Raw genomic sequence first — 20,301 nt, forward strand, 5'->3', positions numbered from 1 at the left:
TCGTACGCGGGCCGGACGCGCGCCGGTCGTGGTGCCGCGCCGACCGACGTCGATCAGCGCTGGACGGGGGTGTACCGGTGAGGATCGGCATCCTGTCGTACCACTTTCCGCCCGAGCCGGCGTTCATCCCCGGGAGCCTCGCCGAGGAGTTGTCCGCGCGTGGGCACGAGGTTCGGGTGCTCACCGGATTTCCGGACTACCCGGGCGGGCACGTCTATCCCGGCTGGCGACAGCGCTGGCACCACGAGACGCACAGCGAACGGCTGACCGTCCGGCGGGTGCCCCGGTACCTCGGGAATGCCGCGTCCACCAGAGGCAGGATGGCCAGCTATCTCTCCTTCGCCGGCAGCGCGACGCTGGCCGCGCGCCGGTACTTCGGCAATGTGGACGCCCTCTACGTCTTTCAGCTGCCGGCCACGACGTTCGCCGCCGCCGGGGTGCTCCGGCTGCTCGGGCAGGTACCGGCGGTGCTGCACGTTCAGGACGTCTGGACCCGTGACGGCGCCGACGAGGCGGGCGAGGGGCGCTGGGCGGCGCGGATGGGCAGCGCGATGACCCGGATCTACCGGGCGGCAGCCCGGATCGCGGTCGCGGCCCCGTCGATGCGGGACCTGGTGGTCGCCGCCGGCGCCGACCCGGCCCGGGTCCGGCTGGTGCTCAACTGGACCGACGAGCGGATCTTCCACCCGACGACGCCCAGCGCGGCGGCCCGCCGGATGGTCCGCCGGGACGGTCGGTGCGTGGTGATGCACGCCGGGACCATCGGCGCGCGGCAGGGGCTGGAGACCGCGGTCCGGGCGGCCGCGGCGTTGGACCGGACGATGGATCTGGTCCTGGTCGGTTCGGGCTCGGCGGAGCGGCGGGTGCGGGGGCTCGCCGCCGAGCTGGGCGCGGACAACGTCCGTTTCCTGGAGCGACGGTCTCCGGTCGACATGCCCGAGCTGTACGCCGCCGCCGACTACCAGCTGATCATGGCGCGCGATCTTCCGGAGCTACGCGGGCAGGTGCCCGGCAAGCTCCAGGCCGCGCTCTCCTGTGCCGCGCCGGTGGTCGCGTCGGCCGGTGGGGACACCGCCGACCTGGTCGAACGGGCCAGGGCAGGGCTGTCCTGCCCGCCCGAGGACTGGGCGGCGCTGGCCGACCGGTTCTGGTTGGCCGCCACCATCCCCCCACCCACGCGTACCGAAATGGGTCGCCGGGGGCGGGAGGCGTACCTGCGGGAGATGTCGCTGCCCGCCGGGGTGGACCGGATCGAGCGGTTGCTGCACGAGGCGGCGGGGCGAGTCCCGGAGCCCGCCGCCGAACGCCGAGGAAACCTCGCTTAAAGGGCGAGAAATTCGATAACGGTACGAAGTTCCCCGATGCGTGCTAAGAACGTCAGGGAATCGACCATCTGTCCGGTTCCGCGAACGGGAGTGTGGTGTGACGGATAGCGAACGACCGATCCGGCGGAGAAGCCGGTCCCGGCGCCGTCGGCGTGCCCGACTGCGCCGGGCCCTCCTCGGCGCCCTGGTGGTCGGCTCGTTGCTGCTGGCGACCGGCGGTTGGATCGGCTTCCGCGGCTGGCAGGCGCGCGCTCACCTGCTCAACGCCGCTGGGCTGGCCCGCGAGCTGAGCGCCCAGGTGGTCGGTGGGGACACCGACCGCGCACTGCGGACCCTCGCTGCCCTTCAGGAGCAGTCCGCCGCGGCCCGAGCCGCGACCACCGACCCGAGCTGGCAGCTTGGCCGGCGCACTCCGATCGCCGGCGACGACCTCGACGCGGTCCGGCAGATCGCCGTCGCCATCGACGATCTGGCTCGGCAGGCGTTTCCGACCCTGCTCCGGACGGATCTGACCAGCCTGGTTCCGACCAGTGGTCGACTGGACCTGGCCCGGCTCACCGCTGTCTCCGCCGAGCTGTCCCAGGTGGACGAGTCGGTGCAGCGTACGCGCCGGGACCTGGCCGCGGTGCCCGCCGACCGTCTGGTCAGCCAGATCCAGCAGGCGCTGACCGACCTGCGTGGCGAGATCGACCGGTTGGCCAGCCTCACCACGGCGGCCGACCAGGGATCCCGGCTGTTGCCGCCGCTGCTCGGCGCGAAAGGCCCGCGACGCTACCTGCTGGTCTCGCAGAACCTCGCCGAGCTGCGCGCCACCGGCGGCATGTTCGGCGCGTACGCGATGATCGAGGCCAAGGACGGCAAGGTCACGATGGGCAAGCAGGGCAGTAGTGCCTCGCTGGGCCGGTTCACCCCGCCGCTCAAGGTGCCCGCCGAGACCCGCGCGCTCTGGACCGATCTTCCCGGCATCTATCCCGCCGACGTCAATCTGTCTCCGCACTTCCCGACCGCCGCCGCGCTGTACCGCGAGATGTTCCGCCGCAAGACGGGCAGCACGGTCGACGGCGTGCTCGCCGTCGACCCGGTGGTGCTGTCCTACCTGCTCAAGGCGACCGGCCCGGTGCTGGTGCCCGGTGGTGTCCCGCTCGCCAGCGAGAAGGTCGTGCAGACCCTGCTCAACGACAGCTACCAGCGGCTGGACATCAGGCAGCAGGACGAGTTCTTCGCGGCGTCGGCCGCTGCGGTGTTCGACGCCTTCTTCAAGAAGAATGTCAACCCCAGGGTGTTGTTGTCCGCATTTGACCGTGCTATCACTGAACGCCGGATATTGTTCTGGAGTGCCCGACCTGAGGAACAGCGGACATTCGGCGACAGCCGGATGGCCGGGACGCTTCCGGAACAGGACACCGTGCCGACTGTCGGCGTTTTCCTCAACGACGGCAGCGGCGCGAAGCTCGGCTACTACCTGCGGTCGACGGCGAACCTGACGGTCGGCGAATGCCGGCCCGACGGCCGCCGCGAGCTCCGGCTGCGGGTGACCCTGCGCTCGACGGCGCCGAAGTCCGGACTCAGCGAGTCGGTCCTCGGCCTCGGCATGGCTGGCGACCCGTACACCGCCCGCACGTTGGTGTCGATCTTCAGCCCGGCTGGCGGAGCGGTGCTCGAGGCCCGACTCGACGGGGCCGAGGTGGCGCTTGGCAGCGGCACCGAACGCCGCCGTCAGGTGGCGACGGCCAGTGTCGACGTCGGCCCCGGAGCCGAGAAGGCGCTGGAGGTCACCGTGCTGACGGCCAAGACCGGCGTCGGGCAGGCCGAGCTGTGGCTGACCCCCACCGCCAGCCCCTGGACCACCCAAGTTCATTCCGCATCAAGCTGTGAACAGTAGGAGGGAACCAATCATGCGGCTATCCCGCATCATCATGGCGCTCACGGTCGGTTTGGCCGTGGTGGCCGTGCCGACGGCAGCGGGGGCGGCACAGCCGCAGCCGGCGCCTACCGCGACCACCGACCCGCCCCAACCGCCGCCGTACGTACCCGCGCCCCCGTCGCTGACCGTCAACCGACCGACGATCTTCATCGGCGAGACGGTCGTGCTGACCGGCACCGGCTTCGGTCCGAACGAGACCGTCGACATCTCGGTGACAGTGACTCCGCTGGCCGCCCCGGCCGGCGGTCAGGCTCCGGCCCGCCGCAGCGACGGCAGCACCGTGGCCATGACGCCGGTGGCCTACCAGGCGAGCGCGCCGCTGCACTTCACGGCGTACACCAACGGCCAGGGACGCTTCACCAAGAGCTACAAGCCGTCGGTGACCGGTCTGCTGACCTTCACCGCCACGGGCCGCGAGTCCGGCCGGACCGCCAGCACGGAGCTGCGGGTGCTGCACAAGAAGCAGCCGCTGCCCGTCACGGGTGACAGCCTCGGCACGCCCATGAAGCTCGGCGGCGGCCTGGTCGGCGCCGGTGCGGTCATGCTGCTGCTGACCCTGGCCTGGCGTCGTCGTCAGCGCCTCGGCGGTGCTGCGCACTAACCCCCACCGGGCAGCGCCCGGATCGCACTGAGCTGGCGCCCGTCGGAGCACTCCGACGGGCGCCAGCCCGTCCTGGGTGATTCACCCCTCCCAGGGCCATCTCTCCACGATTCCCCACAGCGGACCAGCAGCCGCCCGCGCGAGTCGCGCCCGGGTACCGCAGACCTCGGCAGGGGCCCTTTGTGTCCGCTTTCGGTGCGGTCGCGATGTCGGTGGCTTCGTGATCAACCCCGGTTTGCGGATGTCGGGGTGTCCCCGCGTCCCGGATACCCCGGTTTTGGTGATCCCGAGTGGATCACGCCTGGCTGGTGCGGTTTGTGCCGCCTCGGCCGGGCTGTCTGGGTGGTTTGTCCGGTCGAGTGTTCGCCTGGGGTGTGACCGGTGGCACCCGTGGCCTGGAATCATGGCCGGGCCGGGGTCGTTACACACCCTGACGATCGCAGCACCACCGCCCGCCGCCCGGCCCCCCGGGGTTGGAATGCCGGGCCTCGTGCGGTCGTTCAATCCCCACGAACGACCGCCCTGCCGTGCTGCCATTCGGCGGGTGGGCCCGGGGAATGGCCTCCGGCCCCCGGTCGTTACAGACAGACCCGGTGCCATGAGCCCCCGCTCGTAGGCCGCCGACCCCCCGAAGACTTTTCCCTTGGATTTGATGCGCCCGGACGAGGTGCTCACCCTGCGATGCCGACCCCTATCGGCGCGTGCGGGTGTCCTTACCCCCGAAGGAGCTAACCCCCATGAACACGATCATTCGTAAGAGCATGCTGTCCGTTGCTGGTCTCGCGTTCGCCGGTGGTGTCTTCGCCGGCCCGATCGCCGCCCACGCCGCCACCCCGGTCGATGCCAAGCCGGTCGCGGTCGCCATGCAGACGGCACCCAAGCCGCAGGGCGACCAGTCGCACATCACCCTCAACGACGAGCAGACCGCCAACGTCAAGGCGATCATCGCCGCCACGAAGAAGGCCGGGATGCCCGAGCGGGCCGCGGTCATCTCCATCGCGACGAGCCTGCAGGAGTCGAAGTTGGAGAACCTGGGTCACCTCGGCGACATGAACGACCACGACTCGCTGGGCCTGTTCCAGCAGCGCCCGTCCTCGGGTTGGGGTACGCCGGAGCAGATCACCGACCCCGCCTACTCGACGGCGGCGTTCCTCAAGGGTCTGAAGCAGCTCGACGGGTGGCAGGACATGCCGTTGACCGACGCCGCGCAGACCGTGCAGGTCTCCGCGTACCCGGACGCGTACGCCCAGTGGGAGCAGCAGGCCACCGACCTGGTCGGCCAGTACTGGAACAGCTGACCCACCGCACAACACCGAGCACCGACTGGCCGGCATCCCACACCCCGGGGTGCCGGCCAGCGTTGTCAGGTCCTCTTCCTGTGGTTGTGGGTGCGGAGAATATCGATCAGCGCGGAGATCAGCGCGAGCACGATGATGCCGGTGGCCAGCATGAGGGACCGTTCGAAGGCTGCGGTCCAGTTGCCCCGGCTGTCGGCCAGCGACGAGAAGAACAGCGAGCCGACAGCGGCGATGCCGGCTGCGGCTCCGATCCGCTGACCGGTCTGGAGCATGCCCGCGCCACTGCCTGCCTGGGCTACCGGCACCTCGGAGAGGGTGATCGTCTGGTTGGGGGCGATCACCAGCCCGCTGCCGATGCCGGCGACGAGCAGTGGTCCGGCGGTGACCCAGGGCGCCGGGGCGTCCGGCGCGAGGTGCAGCGCGACCACCGTCGCGGTCAGTCCGACCACCACGGTGAGTAGACCGATGGCGACAAGTGGCCGACCGATGCGGTTGACGATGCGGCCGCCGAGCACGGCGGCGGCGGCCGAACCCAGGGCGAACGGGGTGATGGCCAGGCCGGCGACGAGCGCGCTGTAGCCGAGGCCCATCTGCAGGAACAGGGTGAAGATGAAGAAGATCGCGGTGAAGCCGGCGAAGTACACCAGCGCCATGATCGAGCCCAGGGTGTACGACTGGAGGCTGAACAGCCGGAGGTCGAACAGCGGTTGGTAGCGGCGTGCGTACCGTCGCTCCCAGAGCCCGAAGGCGACCAGGACCGCCAGGCCGGCCGGAATGAGCGCCCACTTCCAGGGGGTTCGCCACTGCTGCTCCTGGACCAGCGGGAGCAGGACCAGGACCACGCCCACGCCCAGCAGCAGGACACCGACCGGGTCGAGTTGACGCCAGCCGCGCTGACCGGAGGGGCGGCTGGGTAGCAGGCGCCAGCCGAGGATCACCGCGAGGATGCCGACCGGCACGTTGACGAAGAAGACCCACCGCCACCCGTGTTCCTCGCCGCCGATGGCGATGAGCAGCCCACCGAGCAGCGGCCCCACCGCGGTGGAGATACCGATGGTGGCGCCGAGCAGCCCGAACGGGCGGGCTCGTTCCGACCCCCGGAACAGCTGTTGGATCAGCCCGATGACCTGCGGGTTGACGATGCCGGCGGCGGCGCCCTGGAGCAGTCGGGCGGCGACCAGCCACGCCGGGGAGGTGGCGAGGCCGGCGAGTGCGCTGGTCACGGTGAACAGTGCGATGCCGAAGACGAACGTGTTGCGCCGACCGCGTGCGTCGCCGAAGCGGCCGGCGGGCACCAGCGCCAGACCGAAGGTGAGCGCGTACCCGGAGAGGATCCACTGCAGGTCGCTCGACGAGGCTCGCAACGCCCGGTCGATGGAGGGCACCGCGACGTTGACGATGCTCACGTCGAGCAGCGTCATGAACGCGGCGACCAACCCGACGCCGACGGCCTGCCAGCGTCTCCGATTCTCGGCCGCGTCCACGGGCTGCGGCGTTCGCGCCGCACTCATCGCGCCCCCCGTTGACCGTCGATCACGCATTGCTGACCGCTACCCGCGTCACCGGGGGGCGAATCGTCTCGGGTGGTTCCGCGGGTCACGCCATCTGGCGGGCGCAGAACCGGGGACCGAAGTCGAGGCCCGCCATCGGCGAATCCTCGCGGTGCAGCAGGCCCTTCTCGGTGAGGAGGTGCAGGGGGCCGCCCACCTGCTCCTCGGTCAGCCCGGACTCCTCGGCGATCAGGTCCGGGTACGGCACCTGCCCGCGTGCCTCAAGGGTGGTGACCGCCTGGTACACCCGTTGCTCAGCCTCCGACAGTTGCACCTGCTGCATCGTTGCCTCCTCTGCTCGTCCGCCATCGTGCGGCGGTTTGCCCCGCGCCGGTTACCCCCTCGATGACCGAAGATGCACACCCGATCGGGCGGTCGGGCGGTGCGCGGAACCGCTGTGGCGAAGGCTTCGGGTGTCGGGTGGTGCCCTAGGCTGCTTCCGTGATCGTCTGGGATCTCGTCGTCGTCGGCGCCGGCCCCGCCGGGCTGTCCGCGGCGTACGCCGCCGCCCGCGCGGGTGTCCGCACCCTGGTTGTCGAGCGGGCCGCGCACCCGCGCTACAAGACCTGCGGCGGTGGCCTCATCGGCACCTCCCTGGCAGCCGTTCAGGACCGGATCGAGGTGCCCGCGCACGACCGGGTGGACCGTGTCACGTTCACCCGCGACGGCCGCCGGGAGTTCACCCGCCGCAACGACGGTCCGGTGGTGACGATGGTGCGCCGTGAGGAGTTCGACGACCGGCTGCGCGCGGCGGCGGTCGCCGCCGGCGCGCAGATGCGTGAGCGGGTCGCCGTCCGCGCGATCGAGCAGGACCCCGAGGGGGTACGCCTGCGGCTGGCTGACAGTACGACGATCGCGGCCCGAGCGGTGATCGGGGCGGACGGCTCGTCGGGGGTGACCGCCCGGCACGTGGGGGTGCGGTACCGGCAGGTGGACCTGGGCCTGGAGCTGGAGGTTCCGGTGCCGCCCGCGGAGCAGGAGCGCTGGCGAGGGCGGCTGCTGCTGGACTGGGGTGCGATGCCGGGGTCGTACGCCTGGGTGTTTCCCAAGGGCGACCGGTTGACGGTTGGCGTGATCGCCGGCCGGGGCGCGGGGGAGGGGACCCGTGACTACCTGCGGCAGTTCGTCGACCGGTTGGGGCTGACCGGGTTGCCGGCGGAGCACGACTCCGGTCACCTGACCCGTTGCCGGGCAGAGGATTCGCCGTTGCGCAACGGTCGGGTGCTGGTCGTGGGGGATGCGGCGGGGCTGCTGGAGCCATGGAGCCGGGAGGGCATCAGCTTCGCGTTGCGCTCGGGTGGGCTTGCCGGTGCGGCGGTCGCCGACGGTGACCTGGGCGGGTACGAGCGGGCGGTCGCCGAGCGGCTGGTACCGGAGATGCGGGCGGGGTTCCGGCTGCTCGACGTGTTCACCCGCCGCCCGGCCGTGTTCCACGCCCTGTTGGCGACCCCGCTGGGCTGGCGGATGTTCGTCCAGTTCTGCCAGGGCCGGGCGAGCTTCGACGAGATGCTGGGACGCCGGTCCATCCGGGCGGCCCTGGCGGTGCTGGACCGGCTACCTGGCCCGCGCCGGCCCCTCGCTGCTCACCCAGGATCCTAGGATGCCTTACGCGGTGTGAGCACCCAGACTCGGGTCGGATCCCCGTCGAACATGCTGCTGGTGCCGGGTGGCCCAGCCGCTGGACAATGGCAGGGAAGCCGCAGGAGGTGCCGATGGCCGAGCAGCCGTTCACTGACGACGAGTACGCGTTCCTGCGCCACGTACGGTTCGGGGAGCTGCCGCCCCCGGTCCGTCCCGACGAGCGGGTCGAGCTGACCGAGACCGAAGCACGAAGCGAACGGTCCGAGCCGTTCGACGACCCGGTCCACTGGAACCTGCGCCACGCCGGTTGAGAACGCAACGGGCCGCGGGTGTCACCACCCACGGCCCGCCTGCGATGTGCTGAGCTCAGAAGACCGGCACGCCCTCGCGGACCAGCCGCCAGTTGGGCCGGAAGAAGTCGGCCGGGTCGATCGTCCCCCTGGCCTGCGCCCAGTCGATGAGCAGCTGACGGATCTCCTGCTGCGCGTTGTAGACCTGGGTCTTCACGATGCCGGGGAAGTTGCCGCCGCCGCTGCGCCGGTAGTTGTTCACCGCCACCACGAACTGCGCGTTGTCCGCAACCGGGGTTTCCGTGCCGGGCAGCACCAGCCGGGTGACCCGCTGGCCCACCGGCTTGGAGATGTCGATGTCGTAGTCCAGGCCGGAGATCGCGTCGTAGTTGTAGTCCGGCACCGCCGGGTCGCTGATCTGCTCCGGGTCGACCGGGGCGCCCGGCGCGAAGGTACGGAAGTACTTCGCCGAGTACTCCAGGTACGCGCGCACCTCGGCGCCGCTGAGCACGACCGCCTCGAGGGTGTTGTCGAAGACGTACAGCCCGGCGACGTCGCGGATCTTCACGTCACCGGCCGGGAAGACCGCCGTGCGGCTGAACGGCGAGGCCTGCGACAGCACCGGCAGGCTGGCGTACGGCGTGCCAGCCAGCGCCGTGGTGACCGCCTCGGCCTGAACGTGGTTGATGAAGTCCAGGATCGGGGTGTCCTTGTACCGCGACTCGACGGTGGACATCTCAACCGTGGCCTGTGCCACGACCTGGTTGACGTACGTCACGGTCTTCTGGTGCTGGGCACGCACCGCGGCGAGCACCTTCGGGTCCTCCACCACCGTGTTGGTGTTCAGCATGGTGGCGGCCTTCTTGGTGATCGTCCACCGGCCGTGCTCGCGGGCGAGGGTGAAGTCCATCCGGGTGAGCCGCTGGCCCCACTTCGACGGCTCGGAGAGCAGCACCTGCGCGCCGGTCTGCTCGTTGGTGACGAACTTCTCGACCACCTCGTTGTGCGCGTGACCGAAGAGGATCGCGTCGATCCCGGGCACCTGCTGGGCGATCAGTGCGGTGGGGTTCTCGTTGGGCAGCTCCGGGCCGTAGCTGGAGGTGCCGCTGTCGCCGCCGTGCGCGGAGATCAGCACGATGTCCGCGCCCCGGGCCCGCATGATCGGCACGTACTTCGCCGCTGTGGCGATCATGTCGTCGAAGCGGAGCTTGCCCTCGACGTTGCCCTTGTCCCAGATGGCCACACCGGGGTTGGTCAACCCCAGAATGCCGACCCGCAGGGTCGGCGCGGCGAAACCGAGGGAGACCTTCTTGATGACGTACGGCAGGAAGGCCGGCTTGCCGGTCTTCGCGTTGACCGCGTTCGCGGCGAGCGCCGGGAAGCCGAGCTGGCGGATCCACAGGTCCAGCAGCGGCAGGCCGTAGTTGAACTCGTGGTTGCCCAGCGTCACCGCGTCGTAGTCGATGACGTTCATCGCCCGGGCCATCGGGTGCTTCTCGCCGGTGGCGGTGATCGGCTCCTGCTTCGCGTAGTACGTGGCCAGCGGCGTGCCCTGGATGGTGTCGCCGGCGTCGAGTACCAGCGTCGCCTTGCCCCGCCGCTCGGCGCGGATCTGGTTGATCAGGGTGGCCAGCTTCGCGACGCCGATGTCGTTCTGCTTGCTGTCGTCGTACTCGGCGTCGCGGTAGTAGTCCCAGTTGTAGACGTTGCCGTGGGTGTCCGACGTGCCCAGGAGGGTGAGGTCCCAGGTGCGTGACCGGGCCGCGCCGGCCGCCTGCGCCGGGGCGGCGGCGATCAGCGGGGCGGTCGCCGCCGCGGCCGCGGCGACGAGCACCTGACGACGCGACGGGCCGGAGGGAGAGGTCATGACGTGCCTTTCCATGGGGATGGAGGGGCGCCTCGCGGGCGCCTCGCGCACCATAACCACCAACGGGCACTCCCGCCACGGCAGCCCCGACGGTTCCTGCGGTTTCCGCAGACAGCCGCAGGGTAGGGCGGTCAGGGACGGACGTCGCGGGAGGGATCCCGCCCAGGGCGAGGAGATGTCGGTGAGTGAGGACCAGCACACCCAGCAGGACCCGACCAGCCAGTACGGCCAGCAGTCCGGCCAGCCCGCTCAGCAGCAGTCACCGCCCGGCTCGACCGGGGAGATGATCCCGAAGCCGGACCACGGGGAGAAGTCGTACCGGGGCAGCGGCAAACTCGACGGCAAGCGTGCGCTGATCACCGGTGGTGACTCGGGGATCGGCCGAGCGGTCGCGATCGCTTTCGCCCGGGAGGGCGCGGACGTGCTCATCTCGTATCTGGGCGAGGAGGAGGACGCCGACGCCAAGGAGACCATCCGGCTGGTCGAGGACGCAGGCCGGCGGGGCGTCGCGGTACGCGGTGACATCACCGACGAGGCGCACTGCCAGGAGCTGGTCGATCGGGCTGTGCGCGACCTGGGTGGCCTCGATGTCCTGGTCAACAACGCCGCCTACCAGATGTCGCAGGCCAAGGGGATCCTCGGGATCAGCACCGAGCAGTTCGACCGGGTGCTCAAGACCAACCTGTACGCGATGTTCTGGCTCTGCCGGGCCGCCATTCCCCACCTGGCCAAAGGATCGGCGATCATCAACACGGCGTCGATTCAGGCGTTCGACCCGTCGCCGCAGTTGTTGGACTACGCCACCACCAAGGCGGGGATCGCCAATTTCACCAAGGCCCTCGCCGCCGACCTGGCCGAGCAGGGCATCCGGGTCAACGCGGTCGCACCCGGCCCGGTCTGGACGCCGCTGATCCCGGCCACCATGCCAAAGGAGAAGGTGAAGCAGTTCGGCACCGACACCCCGGAGGGTCGCCCTGGTCAGCCGGCGGAGCTGGCTCCCGCGTACGTCTTCTTCGCCTCGCAGGAATCCAGCTTCGTCACCGGCGAGATCCTGGGCGTCACCGGCGGTCGACCAACCAAGTGATCGCGCCGCCCGGCGGCTGTTCGTTGGGTCGCCCGTCCGCCGGTTCGGCTCGGGTGTGGGGTTTGCTGGTCAGCGCGGCCATGCGGCGAAGCGCCGCCGGATCTGGGCGACGTCGGGTGCGCTCAGGCCGTAACGGCCGAAACGCTGCTCGGACAGCCGGTCCAGGTAACGGCCGGCGGCCCGCACGTCCGCCGGGTCCAGCGCGGGGTCGACCTGCCGCGCCAGTACCAACAGCTCGGTCACCTCGTAGTGCTCCAGAGCCGCCGCCACGTCGATGAAGTCACGGACCTCCCGCCGGTTGACCAACGCCGCGATCTTGTTCGCCACCAGGTCGCGGACGTCCATCACCGGGCCGAGGTCCATCACCACCGGACTCTGCTGGCGGTCCAACCGGGCGAGGCTCAGCCGGATCTGCCGTCCGTCACGGCTCACCACGAAGTCCTTCATGTCCCGCTCGTACCCGTCGAACAGCCCACCAAGGTCACTGTCCGGGTCGGCGTCGGCCACGGTGAACCCGGCCCGCTCCAACGCCCCGCGCACCCCGTCGGAGGCCGCCGCGGCGGCACCCTCCACATCGGCGAAGAGGTCGACGTCCTCCGTCGGGCGGGCTACGAGACCGTGCGCCGCCCAGGCCACCCCGCCACCCAGAACGAATCGGTACGGCCCGGCGGCGGCCAGCGCCACGCGGGCCACCTCCCGGTAGAACTCGTGCAGATGGGGCCCGATCACGCCGCGCGCAGGCCGCGGTGTCGGGCCTCCCACGCCTGGCGTACGCCCCGGGGCAGGTTGAGCAGTCGCCACACCCGGCGCAGCGTCCGCCCGTTGATCAGGACGCGCAGGTCCTCGGCGCGGGTGGTCTCGCGCAGCACGTTCTCGTACATCCAGAGCAGCTGGTCGGGGTCCCCGAGGTCGAAGGTGCGCTCGGCGTTCCACATCAACCGCACCGGCAGCTCCACCACGCCCCGGGTAGGCCCGGCCAGCTCGGCGAGGGTTCTCGCGACCACGGCAGGGCGACCCGGACGGGCCAAGAAGGCCACGCCGGTCACGGTGGGGGAGACGACCTGCATGGTGTCAGGGTAACGCCCGGCGGAGCCGGTGTCGCTCAGGACGTTCCCAGCGCGCTGCCGCGCTGATCGTGGCGACTCTGGCGGTGCGGGCTGGTCGGTCCTGTTGTCGTGCGTTGGGCTGTCGTGTGTTGGGTGTCGTGCGTGCGTTGGGCTGTCATGCGTTGTGCATGGGGCGCGGTCCACGCACGTGCGGTGTTGCATGCCTGCGGTGGTGGGCGCTTCCGTGGTGTGCGCGTTCGGTGTGCGTCGCGTAGCGCCTGCGTGTGGGTCGTGGGTGATAGCTCTTTGCGCTAACGGTCGGGCGCGCGCCCGCTCGGCTGTCCGTGACGGCTGGTTACCTGGGCGCCCGGGGTTCCCCCAAGCACCAGTCAGGCTTTTTGTCCGCTTTTGGCGGCTCTGGCGATGCCGGCCGATCCATGATCAACTCCGGTTTGCGGATGTCGGGGTGTCCCCGCGTCTCGGATACCGCGGTTTTGGTGATCTCGGGTGGATCAAGCCGGGGTGTGGTGGTCTGGGTCCGCCTGGGCTGGACTGTGTCTGGGTGGTTTGTCCGGTCGAGTGTTCGTCTGGGGTGTGACCGGTGGCACCCGTGGCCTGGAATCATGGCCGGGCCGGGGTCGTTACATACCCTGACGATCGCAGCACCACCCGCCCGCCGCCCGGCCTCCCGGGGTTGGAATGCCGGGCCTCGTGCGGTCGTTACAGTCCCCACGAACGACCGCCCGGCCGTGCTGCCATTCGGCGCATGGGCCCGGGGAATGGCCTCCGGCCCCCGGTCGTTACGGTCCCCACGAACGACTGCCCGGTCACCGCTTCCACGAGGGTGCCGCCCCGGGGAATGGCCTCCGGCCCCCGGTCGTTACAGACAGACCCGGTGCCACGAGCCCCCCGCTCGTAGGCCGCCGACCCCGGCGCCGAGACACCGTAGGCGCCGACCCCCCCCCGAAGACTTTTCCCCTCGGATTTGATGCGCCCGGACGAGGTGCTCACCCTGCGATGCCGACCCCTATCGGCGCGTGCGGGTGTCCTTACCCCCGAAGGAGCTAACCCCCATGAACACGATCATCCGTAAGAGCATGCTGTCCGTTGCTGGTCTCGCGTTCGCCGGTGGTGTGTTCGCCGGCCCGATCGCCGCCCACGCCGCCACCCCGGTCGATGCCAAGCCGGTCGCGGTTGCGATGCAGTCGGCGCCGAAGCCGCAGGGCGAGCAGTCGCACATCAGCCTGAACGATGAGCAGACCGCGAACGTGAAGGCGATCATCGCCGCGACGAAGAAGGCCGGGATGCCGGAGCGGGCCGCGGTGATCTCGATCGCGACGAGTCTGCAGGAGTCGAAGTTGGAGAACCTGGGTCACCTCGGCGACATGAACGACCACGACTCGCTGGGCCTGTTCCAGCAGCGCCCGTCCTCGGGTTGGGGTACGCCGGAACAGATCACCGACCCCGCCTACTCCACGACCGCGTTCCTCAAGGGTTTGAAGCAGGTCGACGGGTGGCAGGACATGCCGTTGACCCAGGCCGCGCAGACCGTGCAGGTCTCCGCGTACCCGGACGCGTACGCCCAGTGGGAGCAGCAGGCCACCGACCTGGTCGCCCAGCACTGGAACAGCTGACCCACCGCACAACACCAACCACCGACTGGCCGGCACCCCACACCCCGGGGTGCCGGCCAGCGGCATATCCGCATCGGGCTGGTGTGGGCTGCGGGACGCGTTGGTCGGTGCGTGCGAGAGCGAATGACCCTTGCCCCACGCGGTGGCTGGCCGCAGATCTTGGACAGTTCTTGTTAGTTGCTAGCAGAATCTGTCCAAGATCTCGCTGCGCGACTGTGGGGTGGCGCGATCAGCGGTGCCGGGATGACGCTGAGCGTCGCCCCGTTGACCTGGCGGCCCGTGCGGCGGCGCAACCATCCGGCGCGGTGGCGGGATGGCGCGGGGGCGCGCGGCGGTGGGTGGATGCGGGGGACAGGGTGCCGGCCAGTGGCGTGCGGGTGTGGGGAACAAGGTTGGGGGTCGGGCTGGTTGTGGACAGTGTCGGTGTGACTCAGTGTCCCCGGGCCTCACCTAATATTGCCTTCGCGGAATACCGTTCGGCTGGAGCCGCGTCGTGCCACTCGCCGAGAGGCGACCTGCACACCGACACCAGCGCCGCCCCCGGCCCACCGGCCGGGGGCGGCGCTGTCTGTGCCTCTGGCGATTCCTCGGCTCGCGAACGTGTCTCAGGTGACCTATCTTCATGGGGTCGCTCGCGTGTGGAGGAGGTGTCGGGCATGGGGCTGCGTACCTTCATCGAGGGTTGGCCGGTCTACCGGCAGCTCACCGGCACCGACCCGCTCGGCCGGGGCGCCGCGGCGCAGTCCGACCGTTCGGCAGGGCTGACCGCCCGCACCGAGGACGCCGACAGTGTGGCCCGTTCGGTCTGCCCGTACTGCGCGGTGGGTTGTGGCCAGCGGGTGTTCGTCAGGGACGGGCAGGTCAGTCAGATCGAGGGCGACCCGGACAGCCCGATCTCGCGGGGTCGGCTCTGTCCGAAGGGTGCGGCGAGTAAGAGTCTGGTGACCAGCCCGTTGCGGCAGACGAAGGTCCGTTACCGGCGTCCGTACTCGACGCAGTGGGAGGATCTGGAACTCGACACCGCGCTCGACATGATTGCCGACCGGATGCTCGCCGCTCGCGAGCAGACCTGGGAGGACGTCGACACGCAGGGCCGGCCGCTCAACCGGACGCTGGGCTTTTCCAGTCTGGGTGGGGCGACGCTGGACAACGAGGAGAACTACCTCATCAAGAAGTTGTTCACGGCGATGGGGGCGCTCCAGATCGAGAACCAGGCCCGTATTTGACACTCCGCCACCGTCCCCGGTCTGGGGGCCAGTTTCGGTCGTGGCGGTGCGACGGATTTCCAGCAGGACATCGCCAACGCTGACGTCATCGTCATCCAGGGTTCGAACATGGCCGAGGCTCATCCGGTGGGCTTCCAGTGGGTGATGGAGGCCAAGCGCCGTGGGGCGAAGGTCTTCCATGTGGACCCGCGGTTCACTCGGACCAGCGCTGTCGCGGACGCGTACCTGCCGATCCGGGCGGGCACGGACATCGCGCTGTTGGGCGGGGTGGTGCGCTACATCCTGGACAACGAGTTGGACTTCCGGGAGTACGTGCTGTCGTACACCAACGCGGCGACGATCGTGAGCGAGGAGTTCAGCGACACCGAGGACGGCGACGGTTTCTTCTCCGGGTTCGACCCGGAGACGGGCACCTACGTGCAGGACAGCTGGCAGTACGAGGGGCACGTGGGGTCGTCGGGCAGCGGGCACACGGCTCAGGAGCGGGACAGCGCCGCCGGGTTGACGCACGAGTCGCACGGCGCGCGGGTGAGTGGGCAGACTCGGCGCGACGAGACGTTGCAGCACCCGCGCTGCGTCTACCAGATCCTCAAGCGACATTTTTCCCGTTACACCCCGGATATGGTGGAGCGGGTCTGCGGGATCCCGCAGGAGAAGTTCCTTGAGCTGGCCCGGGCGTGGACGGAGAACTCCGGTCGGGACCGCACCGGCATGCTCGTCTACTCGGTGGGCTGGACGCAGCACAGCGTCGGTGTGCAGTACATCCGCACCGGTGCGATCATCCAACTGCTGCTTGGCAACATGGGCCGCCCGGGTGGTGGAGTCATGGCGATGCGGGGGCACGCGAGCATCCAGGGTTCGACCGACATCCCGACGTTGTTCAACCTGCTGCCGGGCTATCTGCCGATGCCGCACCACGCCGACCACCCGACGTTCGACGAGTGGGTGGACAGCATTCGGCACCCGGGGCAGAAGGGCTTCTGGGGCAATGCCCGGTCGTTCGCCGCCAGCCTGCTGAAGGCGTACTGGGGTGAGGCGGCGACGGCGGAGAACGACTTCTGCTACGGCTACCTGCCGCGGCTGACCGGTGATCACGGCACGTACCAGCAGGTGCTCAACATGATCGACGGGAAGGTCAAGGGGTACTTCCTGCTCGGGCAGAACCCGGCGGTCGGCTCGGCGCACGGTCGCGCGCAGCGGCTCGGCATGGCCAATCTCGACTGGTTGGTGGTCCGGGACCTGTTCATGATCGAGAGCGCGACGTTCTGGCAGAACGGCCCCGAGGTGACCACCGGCGAGATCGTGCCGGAGGAGTGCCGCACGGAGGTGTTCTTCCTGCCGGCCGCCTCGCACGTGGAGAAGGAGGGCACCTTCACCCAGACGCAGCGGCTGTTGCAGTGGCGGGAGAAGGCTGTCGAGCCGCCGGGCGACGCCCGCTCCGAGCTCTGGTTCTTCTACCACCTCGGGTGCAGGCTGCGGGAGAAGCTGGCCGGCTCGCAGCTGCCGCGCGACCGGGCGCTGCTCGACCTCACCTGGGACTACCCGACGCATGGCCCGAATGCCGAGCCGAGCGCCGAGGCGGTGCTGCGCGAGATCAACGGGTACGACGTGGCGACCGGCCGCCCACTGTCCGGTTTCGCCGAGGCTCGCGCGGACGGCTCCACCGCGATCGGCTGCTGGATCTACACGGGCGTGTACGCCGACGGCGTGAACCAGGCGGCCCGGCGCAAGTCCCGGCACGACCAGGACTGGGTGGCCGCCGAGTGGGGTTGGGCCTGGCCGGCGAACCGGCGCATGCTCTACAACCGCGCCTCGGCCGACCCGGAGGGTCGACCGTGGAGTGAGCGCAAGCGCTACGTCTGGTGGGACCCGGAGAGGTCCGAGTGGACCGGTTACGACGTGCCGGACTTCGAGAAGGCCAAGCCACCGTCGTACCGGCCGCCGCCCGGCGCGTCCGGCCCGGAGGGCATCGCCGGTGACGACCCGTTCGTCATGCAGGGTGACGGCAAGGGCTGGCTGTACGCGCCCAGTGGGGTTCTGGACGGTCCACTACCGACCCACTACGAGCCGGTCGAGTCGCCGGTGCGCAACCCGCTCTACCGGCAGCAGGCCAACCCGACCCGCAAGATGTACGCGCATCCGGTGAACTCGGTGAACCCGAGCCCGCCGGAGGAGCACAGTCAGGTCTTCCCGTACGTGTTCACGGTCAGCCGACTCACCGAGCACCACACCGCCGGTGGGATGAGCCGGACGGTCCGTCCGCTGGCCGAGTTGCAGCCGGAGATGTTCGTTGAGGTGTCGCCGGAGTTGGCCGCCGAACGCGGCCTCAACCACCTGGACTGGGCGCATCTGGTCAGCGGCCGCGCGGTGATCGAGGCGAAGGTGCTGGTGACCGATCGGCTCACCCCGCTGCGGGTGGACGGCCGGGTCATCCATCAGCTCTGGCTGCCGTACCACTTCGGGTTCGAGGGTCTGGTGACCGGCGACTCGGCGAACGATCTGTTCGGGATCAGCCTCGACCCGAACGTCCTCATCCAGGAGAGCAAGATCGGTACGTGCGACGTTCAGCCCGGCCGCCGTCCCACCGGGCCGGCGTTGCTCGACCTGGTGGCCGGGTATCAGCGGCGCGCCGGGATCATCCCGGGGCGCAACGCCCCGATGGTCACCACCGAAACCGACAGCGACGGGGAGGGGCGCGGTGATTCCTGACCCGAACAGCCTGTACGGCCCGCTGGACCCGGCGCCGGACGCCGGCTGGTCGTCGGCGCCACCCCGGATGGGGTTCTTCACCGACACCAGTGTCTGCATCGGCTGCAAGGCCTGCGAGGTCGCCTGCAAGGAGTGGAACGGGGTGCCCGGCTCCGGTCTTGACCTGCTCGGCATGTCGTACGACAACACCGGGGCGCTGACGGCGAACTCGTGGCGGCACGTCGCGTTCATCGAGCAGCCCCGCCCGGCCGGTTCACCGTCGGTCGCCGCTCGGATGGCCGTGGGCGGGCCCACCGACGTGCTCGGCGCCCCGGTGGCGGCTGGCTCGGGCGACGGTGGTGCGGGGACGCAGTTCCTGGGGATGCCGGGGGCGCAGCCGCCGGGTCGGGGGTCGGGTGCGGAGGATCGTACTGATTTCCGTTGGTTGATGATGTCGGACGTCTGTAAGCACTGCACCCATGCGGCGTGCCTGGATGTCTGTCCGACCGGTTCGTTGTTCCGTACCGAGTTCGGGACGGTGGTGGTGCAGGAGGACATCTGCAACGGCTGCGGCTACTGCATCTCCGCGTGTCCGTACGGGGTGATCGATCAGCGCAAGGACGACGGTCGGGCGTGGAAGTGCACGCTGTGCTACGACCGTTTGGGCGCGGGGATGACGCCGGCGTGTGCGCAGGCGTGCCCGACCGAGTCGATCCAGTACGGGCCCCTCGACGAGTTGCGGGAGCGGGCCGCCACGCGGGTGGCCACGTTGCGCGGGCGGGGTGTTCCCGAGGCGCGGTTGTACGGGCACGACCCGAACGACGGTGTGGGTGGTGACGGGGCGTTCTTCCTGCTCCTCGACGAGCCCGAGGTGTACGGGCTGCCACCCGACCCGATCGTGACCACCCGCGACCTACCGGCCATGTGGAAACGCGCCGGCCTCGCGGCCCTCGCCATGGCGGCGGCCACCGTCGCCGCGTTCGTCGGAGGTTCCTCGTGAGTCCGCACCGCCCTGAGGTGGGCGACCTGTTCCGCCGCTTCCGTGACCGGCTGGCCGCCGAGGGTTCCGACCGGCCGGGTGTCCCGGCGCGGCCGGAGGTGAGCGTCCACGACGGACCGGCGGGCACCGGCACCCGGGCAGACCTGACCTCGTCGCCGCAGTGGGCCGCCGCGCACACCGGTCGACGGGCGGGTCGCCGGCGTGGCGGTCGCGGTGGCGGCGAGGAACTGCGGGTGCCGGAGGCCGAGTTCACCTCGTACTACGGTCGCCCCGTCCTGAAGGCGCCGGTCTGGAAGTGGGACATCGCCGCGTACCTGTTCACCGGCGGGCTGGCCGCCGGCTCGTCGCTGCTCGCGGCGGGCGGGCAGCTCACCGGGCGGCCTACGCTGCGTCGAGCCGGTCGGGTCACCGCGCTGGCCGCCGTCAGCGCCAGTGCCGTCTTCCTGATCAGAGACCTGGGCCGGCCGGCACGGTTCCACCACATGCTCCGGGTGGCGAAGCCGACCTCGCCGATGTCGATGGGCACCTGGATCCTCACCGCGTACGGGCCGGCCGCCGGCGTGGCCGCGATCGCCGAGGCCGCCGGTTGGCTGCCCCGCCACGGCCTGCTCGGGCTGGCCGGCCGCGTGTTGCCGTCGGTCGGGCACGTCGCTGGGCTGCTCGCCGCCGGTTCCGCGCCCGCGCTGGCCACGTACACCGGGGTGCTGCTCGCCGACACGGCGGTGCCGTCCTGGCACGAGGCGTACCCGGAATTGCCGGTCATCTTCGCGGGCAGCGCGCTGGCCAGCGGCGCCGGTGTGGGTCTGATCGCCGTGCCGCCGGCCCAGGCCGGGCCGGCCCGGCGGATGGCGGTGGCCGGCGCGGCCCTGGAGCTGTACGGCGCGCACCGGGTGGAGACCCGCCTCGGCCTGCTCAGTGAGCCCTATCGTCAGGGCCGACCTGGTCGGCTGCTGCGCGCCGGCCGGCTGTTGACCGCGGCTGGCGTGGCCGGCGCGCTACTGGGCCGGCGCAGCCGGCTGGTCGGCGTGTTTTCCGGGGCCGCGCTGCTGGCCGCCTCGGTCGCGACCCGGTTCGGCATCTTCTACGGCGGCGTCGCCTCCGCCCGCGACCCTCGGTACACGGTGGTGCCGCAGCGCGAGCGGGTCGAAGCCCGGCGGACCGCGGGCGGATCTGTCACCTGACCGGGC

16 protein-coding genes are annotated in these 20,301 nt (G+C 70.5%); 11 read left to right on the forward strand and 5 right to left on the reverse strand.

The window, feature by feature from the left end; translation table 11 throughout:
- Positions 1-77 precede the first annotated feature (77 nt).
- The 4 genes from ACQEUX_RS07470 to ACQEUX_RS07485 all read left to right on the forward strand — a co-directional run bounded on the left by ACQEUX_RS07470 (position 78) and on the right by ACQEUX_RS07485 (position 5,148).
- On the forward strand, positions 78-1,325 hold the full coding sequence (locus ACQEUX_RS07470; protein ID WP_433043209.1) for a glycosyltransferase family 4 protein: 1,248 nt from the start codon (positions 78-80) through the stop codon (positions 1,323-1,325).
- 97 nt (positions 1,326-1,422) lie between these two features.
- Complete coding sequence (locus tag ACQEUX_RS07475) at positions 1,423-3,207, forward strand: DUF4012 domain-containing protein (RefSeq protein WP_433043212.1); 1,785 nt, start codon at positions 1,423-1,425, stop codon at positions 3,205-3,207.
- Positions 3,208-3,220: 13 nt separating this feature from the next.
- Entirely contained in the window at positions 3,221-3,850 is a 630-nt protein-coding gene (locus ACQEUX_RS07480; protein ID WP_433043215.1) for a hypothetical protein, read from the forward strand.
- 737 nt (positions 3,851-4,587) lie between these two features.
- A complete protein-coding gene (locus tag ACQEUX_RS07485) occupies positions 4,588-5,148 on the forward strand; it encodes a hypothetical protein (protein ID WP_433043218.1) in 561 nt (186 codons plus the stop codon).
- 65 nt (positions 5,149-5,213) lie between these two features.
- Here ACQEUX_RS07485 and ACQEUX_RS07490 read toward each other — a convergent pair whose 3' ends face one another.
- Both ACQEUX_RS07490 and ACQEUX_RS07495 read right to left on the reverse strand, forming a co-directional pair.
- The gene (locus tag ACQEUX_RS07490) at positions 5,214-6,659 is read right to left on the reverse strand and encodes an MFS transporter (protein WP_433043221.1); all 1,446 of its coding nucleotides are present in this window, start codon (positions 6,657-6,659) and stop codon (positions 5,214-5,216) included.
- Between the two features lie 85 nt (positions 6,660-6,744).
- A complete protein-coding gene (locus ACQEUX_RS07495) occupies positions 6,745-6,981 on the reverse strand; it encodes a hypothetical protein (protein ID WP_433043224.1) in 237 nt (78 codons plus the stop codon).
- 158 nt (positions 6,982-7,139) lie between these two features.
- On the opposite strand from ACQEUX_RS07495, the gene ACQEUX_RS07500 reads away from it, so the two are divergent.
- Both ACQEUX_RS07500 and ACQEUX_RS07505 read left to right on the forward strand, forming a co-directional pair.
- The gene (locus ACQEUX_RS07500) at positions 7,140-8,297 is read left to right on the forward strand and encodes a geranylgeranyl reductase family protein (protein WP_433043227.1); all 1,158 of its coding nucleotides are present in this window, start codon (positions 7,140-7,142) and stop codon (positions 8,295-8,297) included.
- 113 nt (positions 8,298-8,410) lie between these two features.
- Complete coding sequence (locus ACQEUX_RS07505; protein ID WP_433043230.1) at positions 8,411-8,590, forward strand: hypothetical protein; 180 nt, start codon at positions 8,411-8,413, stop codon at positions 8,588-8,590.
- A gap of 55 nt (positions 8,591-8,645) precedes the next feature.
- On the opposite strand, the gene ACQEUX_RS07510 is transcribed toward ACQEUX_RS07505, so the two are convergent.
- Positions 8,646-10,436 (reverse strand): bifunctional metallophosphatase/5'-nucleotidase, encoded by a 1,791-nt coding sequence (locus tag ACQEUX_RS07510; RefSeq protein ID WP_433043233.1) that lies wholly within the window; start codon positions 10,434-10,436, stop codon positions 8,646-8,648.
- 181 nt (positions 10,437-10,617) lie between these two features.
- Here ACQEUX_RS07510 and ACQEUX_RS07515 point away from each other — a divergent pair, with 181 nt between their 5' ends.
- The gene (locus ACQEUX_RS07515) at positions 10,618-11,520 is read left to right on the forward strand and encodes an SDR family oxidoreductase (RefSeq protein WP_433043236.1); all 903 of its coding nucleotides are present in this window, start codon (positions 10,618-10,620) and stop codon (positions 11,518-11,520) included.
- A gap of 69 nt (positions 11,521-11,589) precedes the next feature.
- Here the strand turns inward: ACQEUX_RS07515 and ACQEUX_RS07520 are convergent, their stop codons facing one another.
- Together ACQEUX_RS07520 and ACQEUX_RS07525 are read right to left on the reverse strand one after the other, a co-directional pair.
- Complete coding sequence (locus ACQEUX_RS07520) at positions 11,590-12,249, reverse strand: nucleotidyl transferase AbiEii/AbiGii toxin family protein (RefSeq protein ID WP_433043239.1); 660 nt, start codon at positions 12,247-12,249, stop codon at positions 11,590-11,592.
- Positions 12,246-12,587, reverse strand: coding sequence for a hypothetical protein (locus ACQEUX_RS07525; protein ID WP_433043242.1), 342 nt, complete (start codon positions 12,585-12,587; stop codon positions 12,246-12,248). Before ACQEUX_RS07525 ends, ACQEUX_RS07520 begins: the two co-directional genes overlap by 4 nt.
- A gap of 1,052 nt (positions 12,588-13,639) precedes the next feature.
- Here ACQEUX_RS07525 and ACQEUX_RS07530 point away from each other — a divergent pair.
- The 4 genes from ACQEUX_RS07530 (at position 13,640) to nrfD (ending at position 20,295) form a co-directional block, all read left to right on the forward strand.
- Positions 13,640-14,200, forward strand: coding sequence for a hypothetical protein (locus ACQEUX_RS07530; protein ID WP_433043245.1), 561 nt, complete (start codon positions 13,640-13,642; stop codon positions 14,198-14,200).
- 656 nt (positions 14,201-14,856) lie between these two features.
- Entirely contained in the window at positions 14,857-18,135 is a 3,279-nt protein-coding gene (gene fdh / locus ACQEUX_RS07535; protein WP_433043248.1) for a formate dehydrogenase, read from the forward strand.
- Positions 18,128-19,114: a 4Fe-4S dicluster domain-containing protein gene (locus ACQEUX_RS07540; protein ID WP_433049648.1), complete on the forward strand. Its 987-nt coding sequence runs from the start codon at positions 18,128-18,130 to the stop codon at positions 19,112-19,114. Before fdh ends, ACQEUX_RS07540 begins: the two co-directional genes overlap by 8 nt.
- Positions 19,111-20,295 carry an NrfD/PsrC family molybdoenzyme membrane anchor subunit gene (gene nrfD / locus ACQEUX_RS07545; RefSeq protein ID WP_433043251.1) on the forward strand — a complete coding sequence of 395 codons (1,185 nt, stop codon included), beginning with the start codon at positions 19,111-19,113 and terminating at the stop codon, positions 20,293-20,295. The genes ACQEUX_RS07540 and nrfD overlap by 4 nt, the downstream gene beginning before the upstream one ends.
- Positions 20,296-20,301: the final 6 nt, after the last annotated feature.

It is taken from the genome of Micromonospora sp. CA-259024 (assembly GCF_050936255.1).
Taxonomy (GTDB): domain Bacteria; phylum Actinomycetota; class Actinomycetes; order Mycobacteriales; family Micromonosporaceae; genus Micromonospora.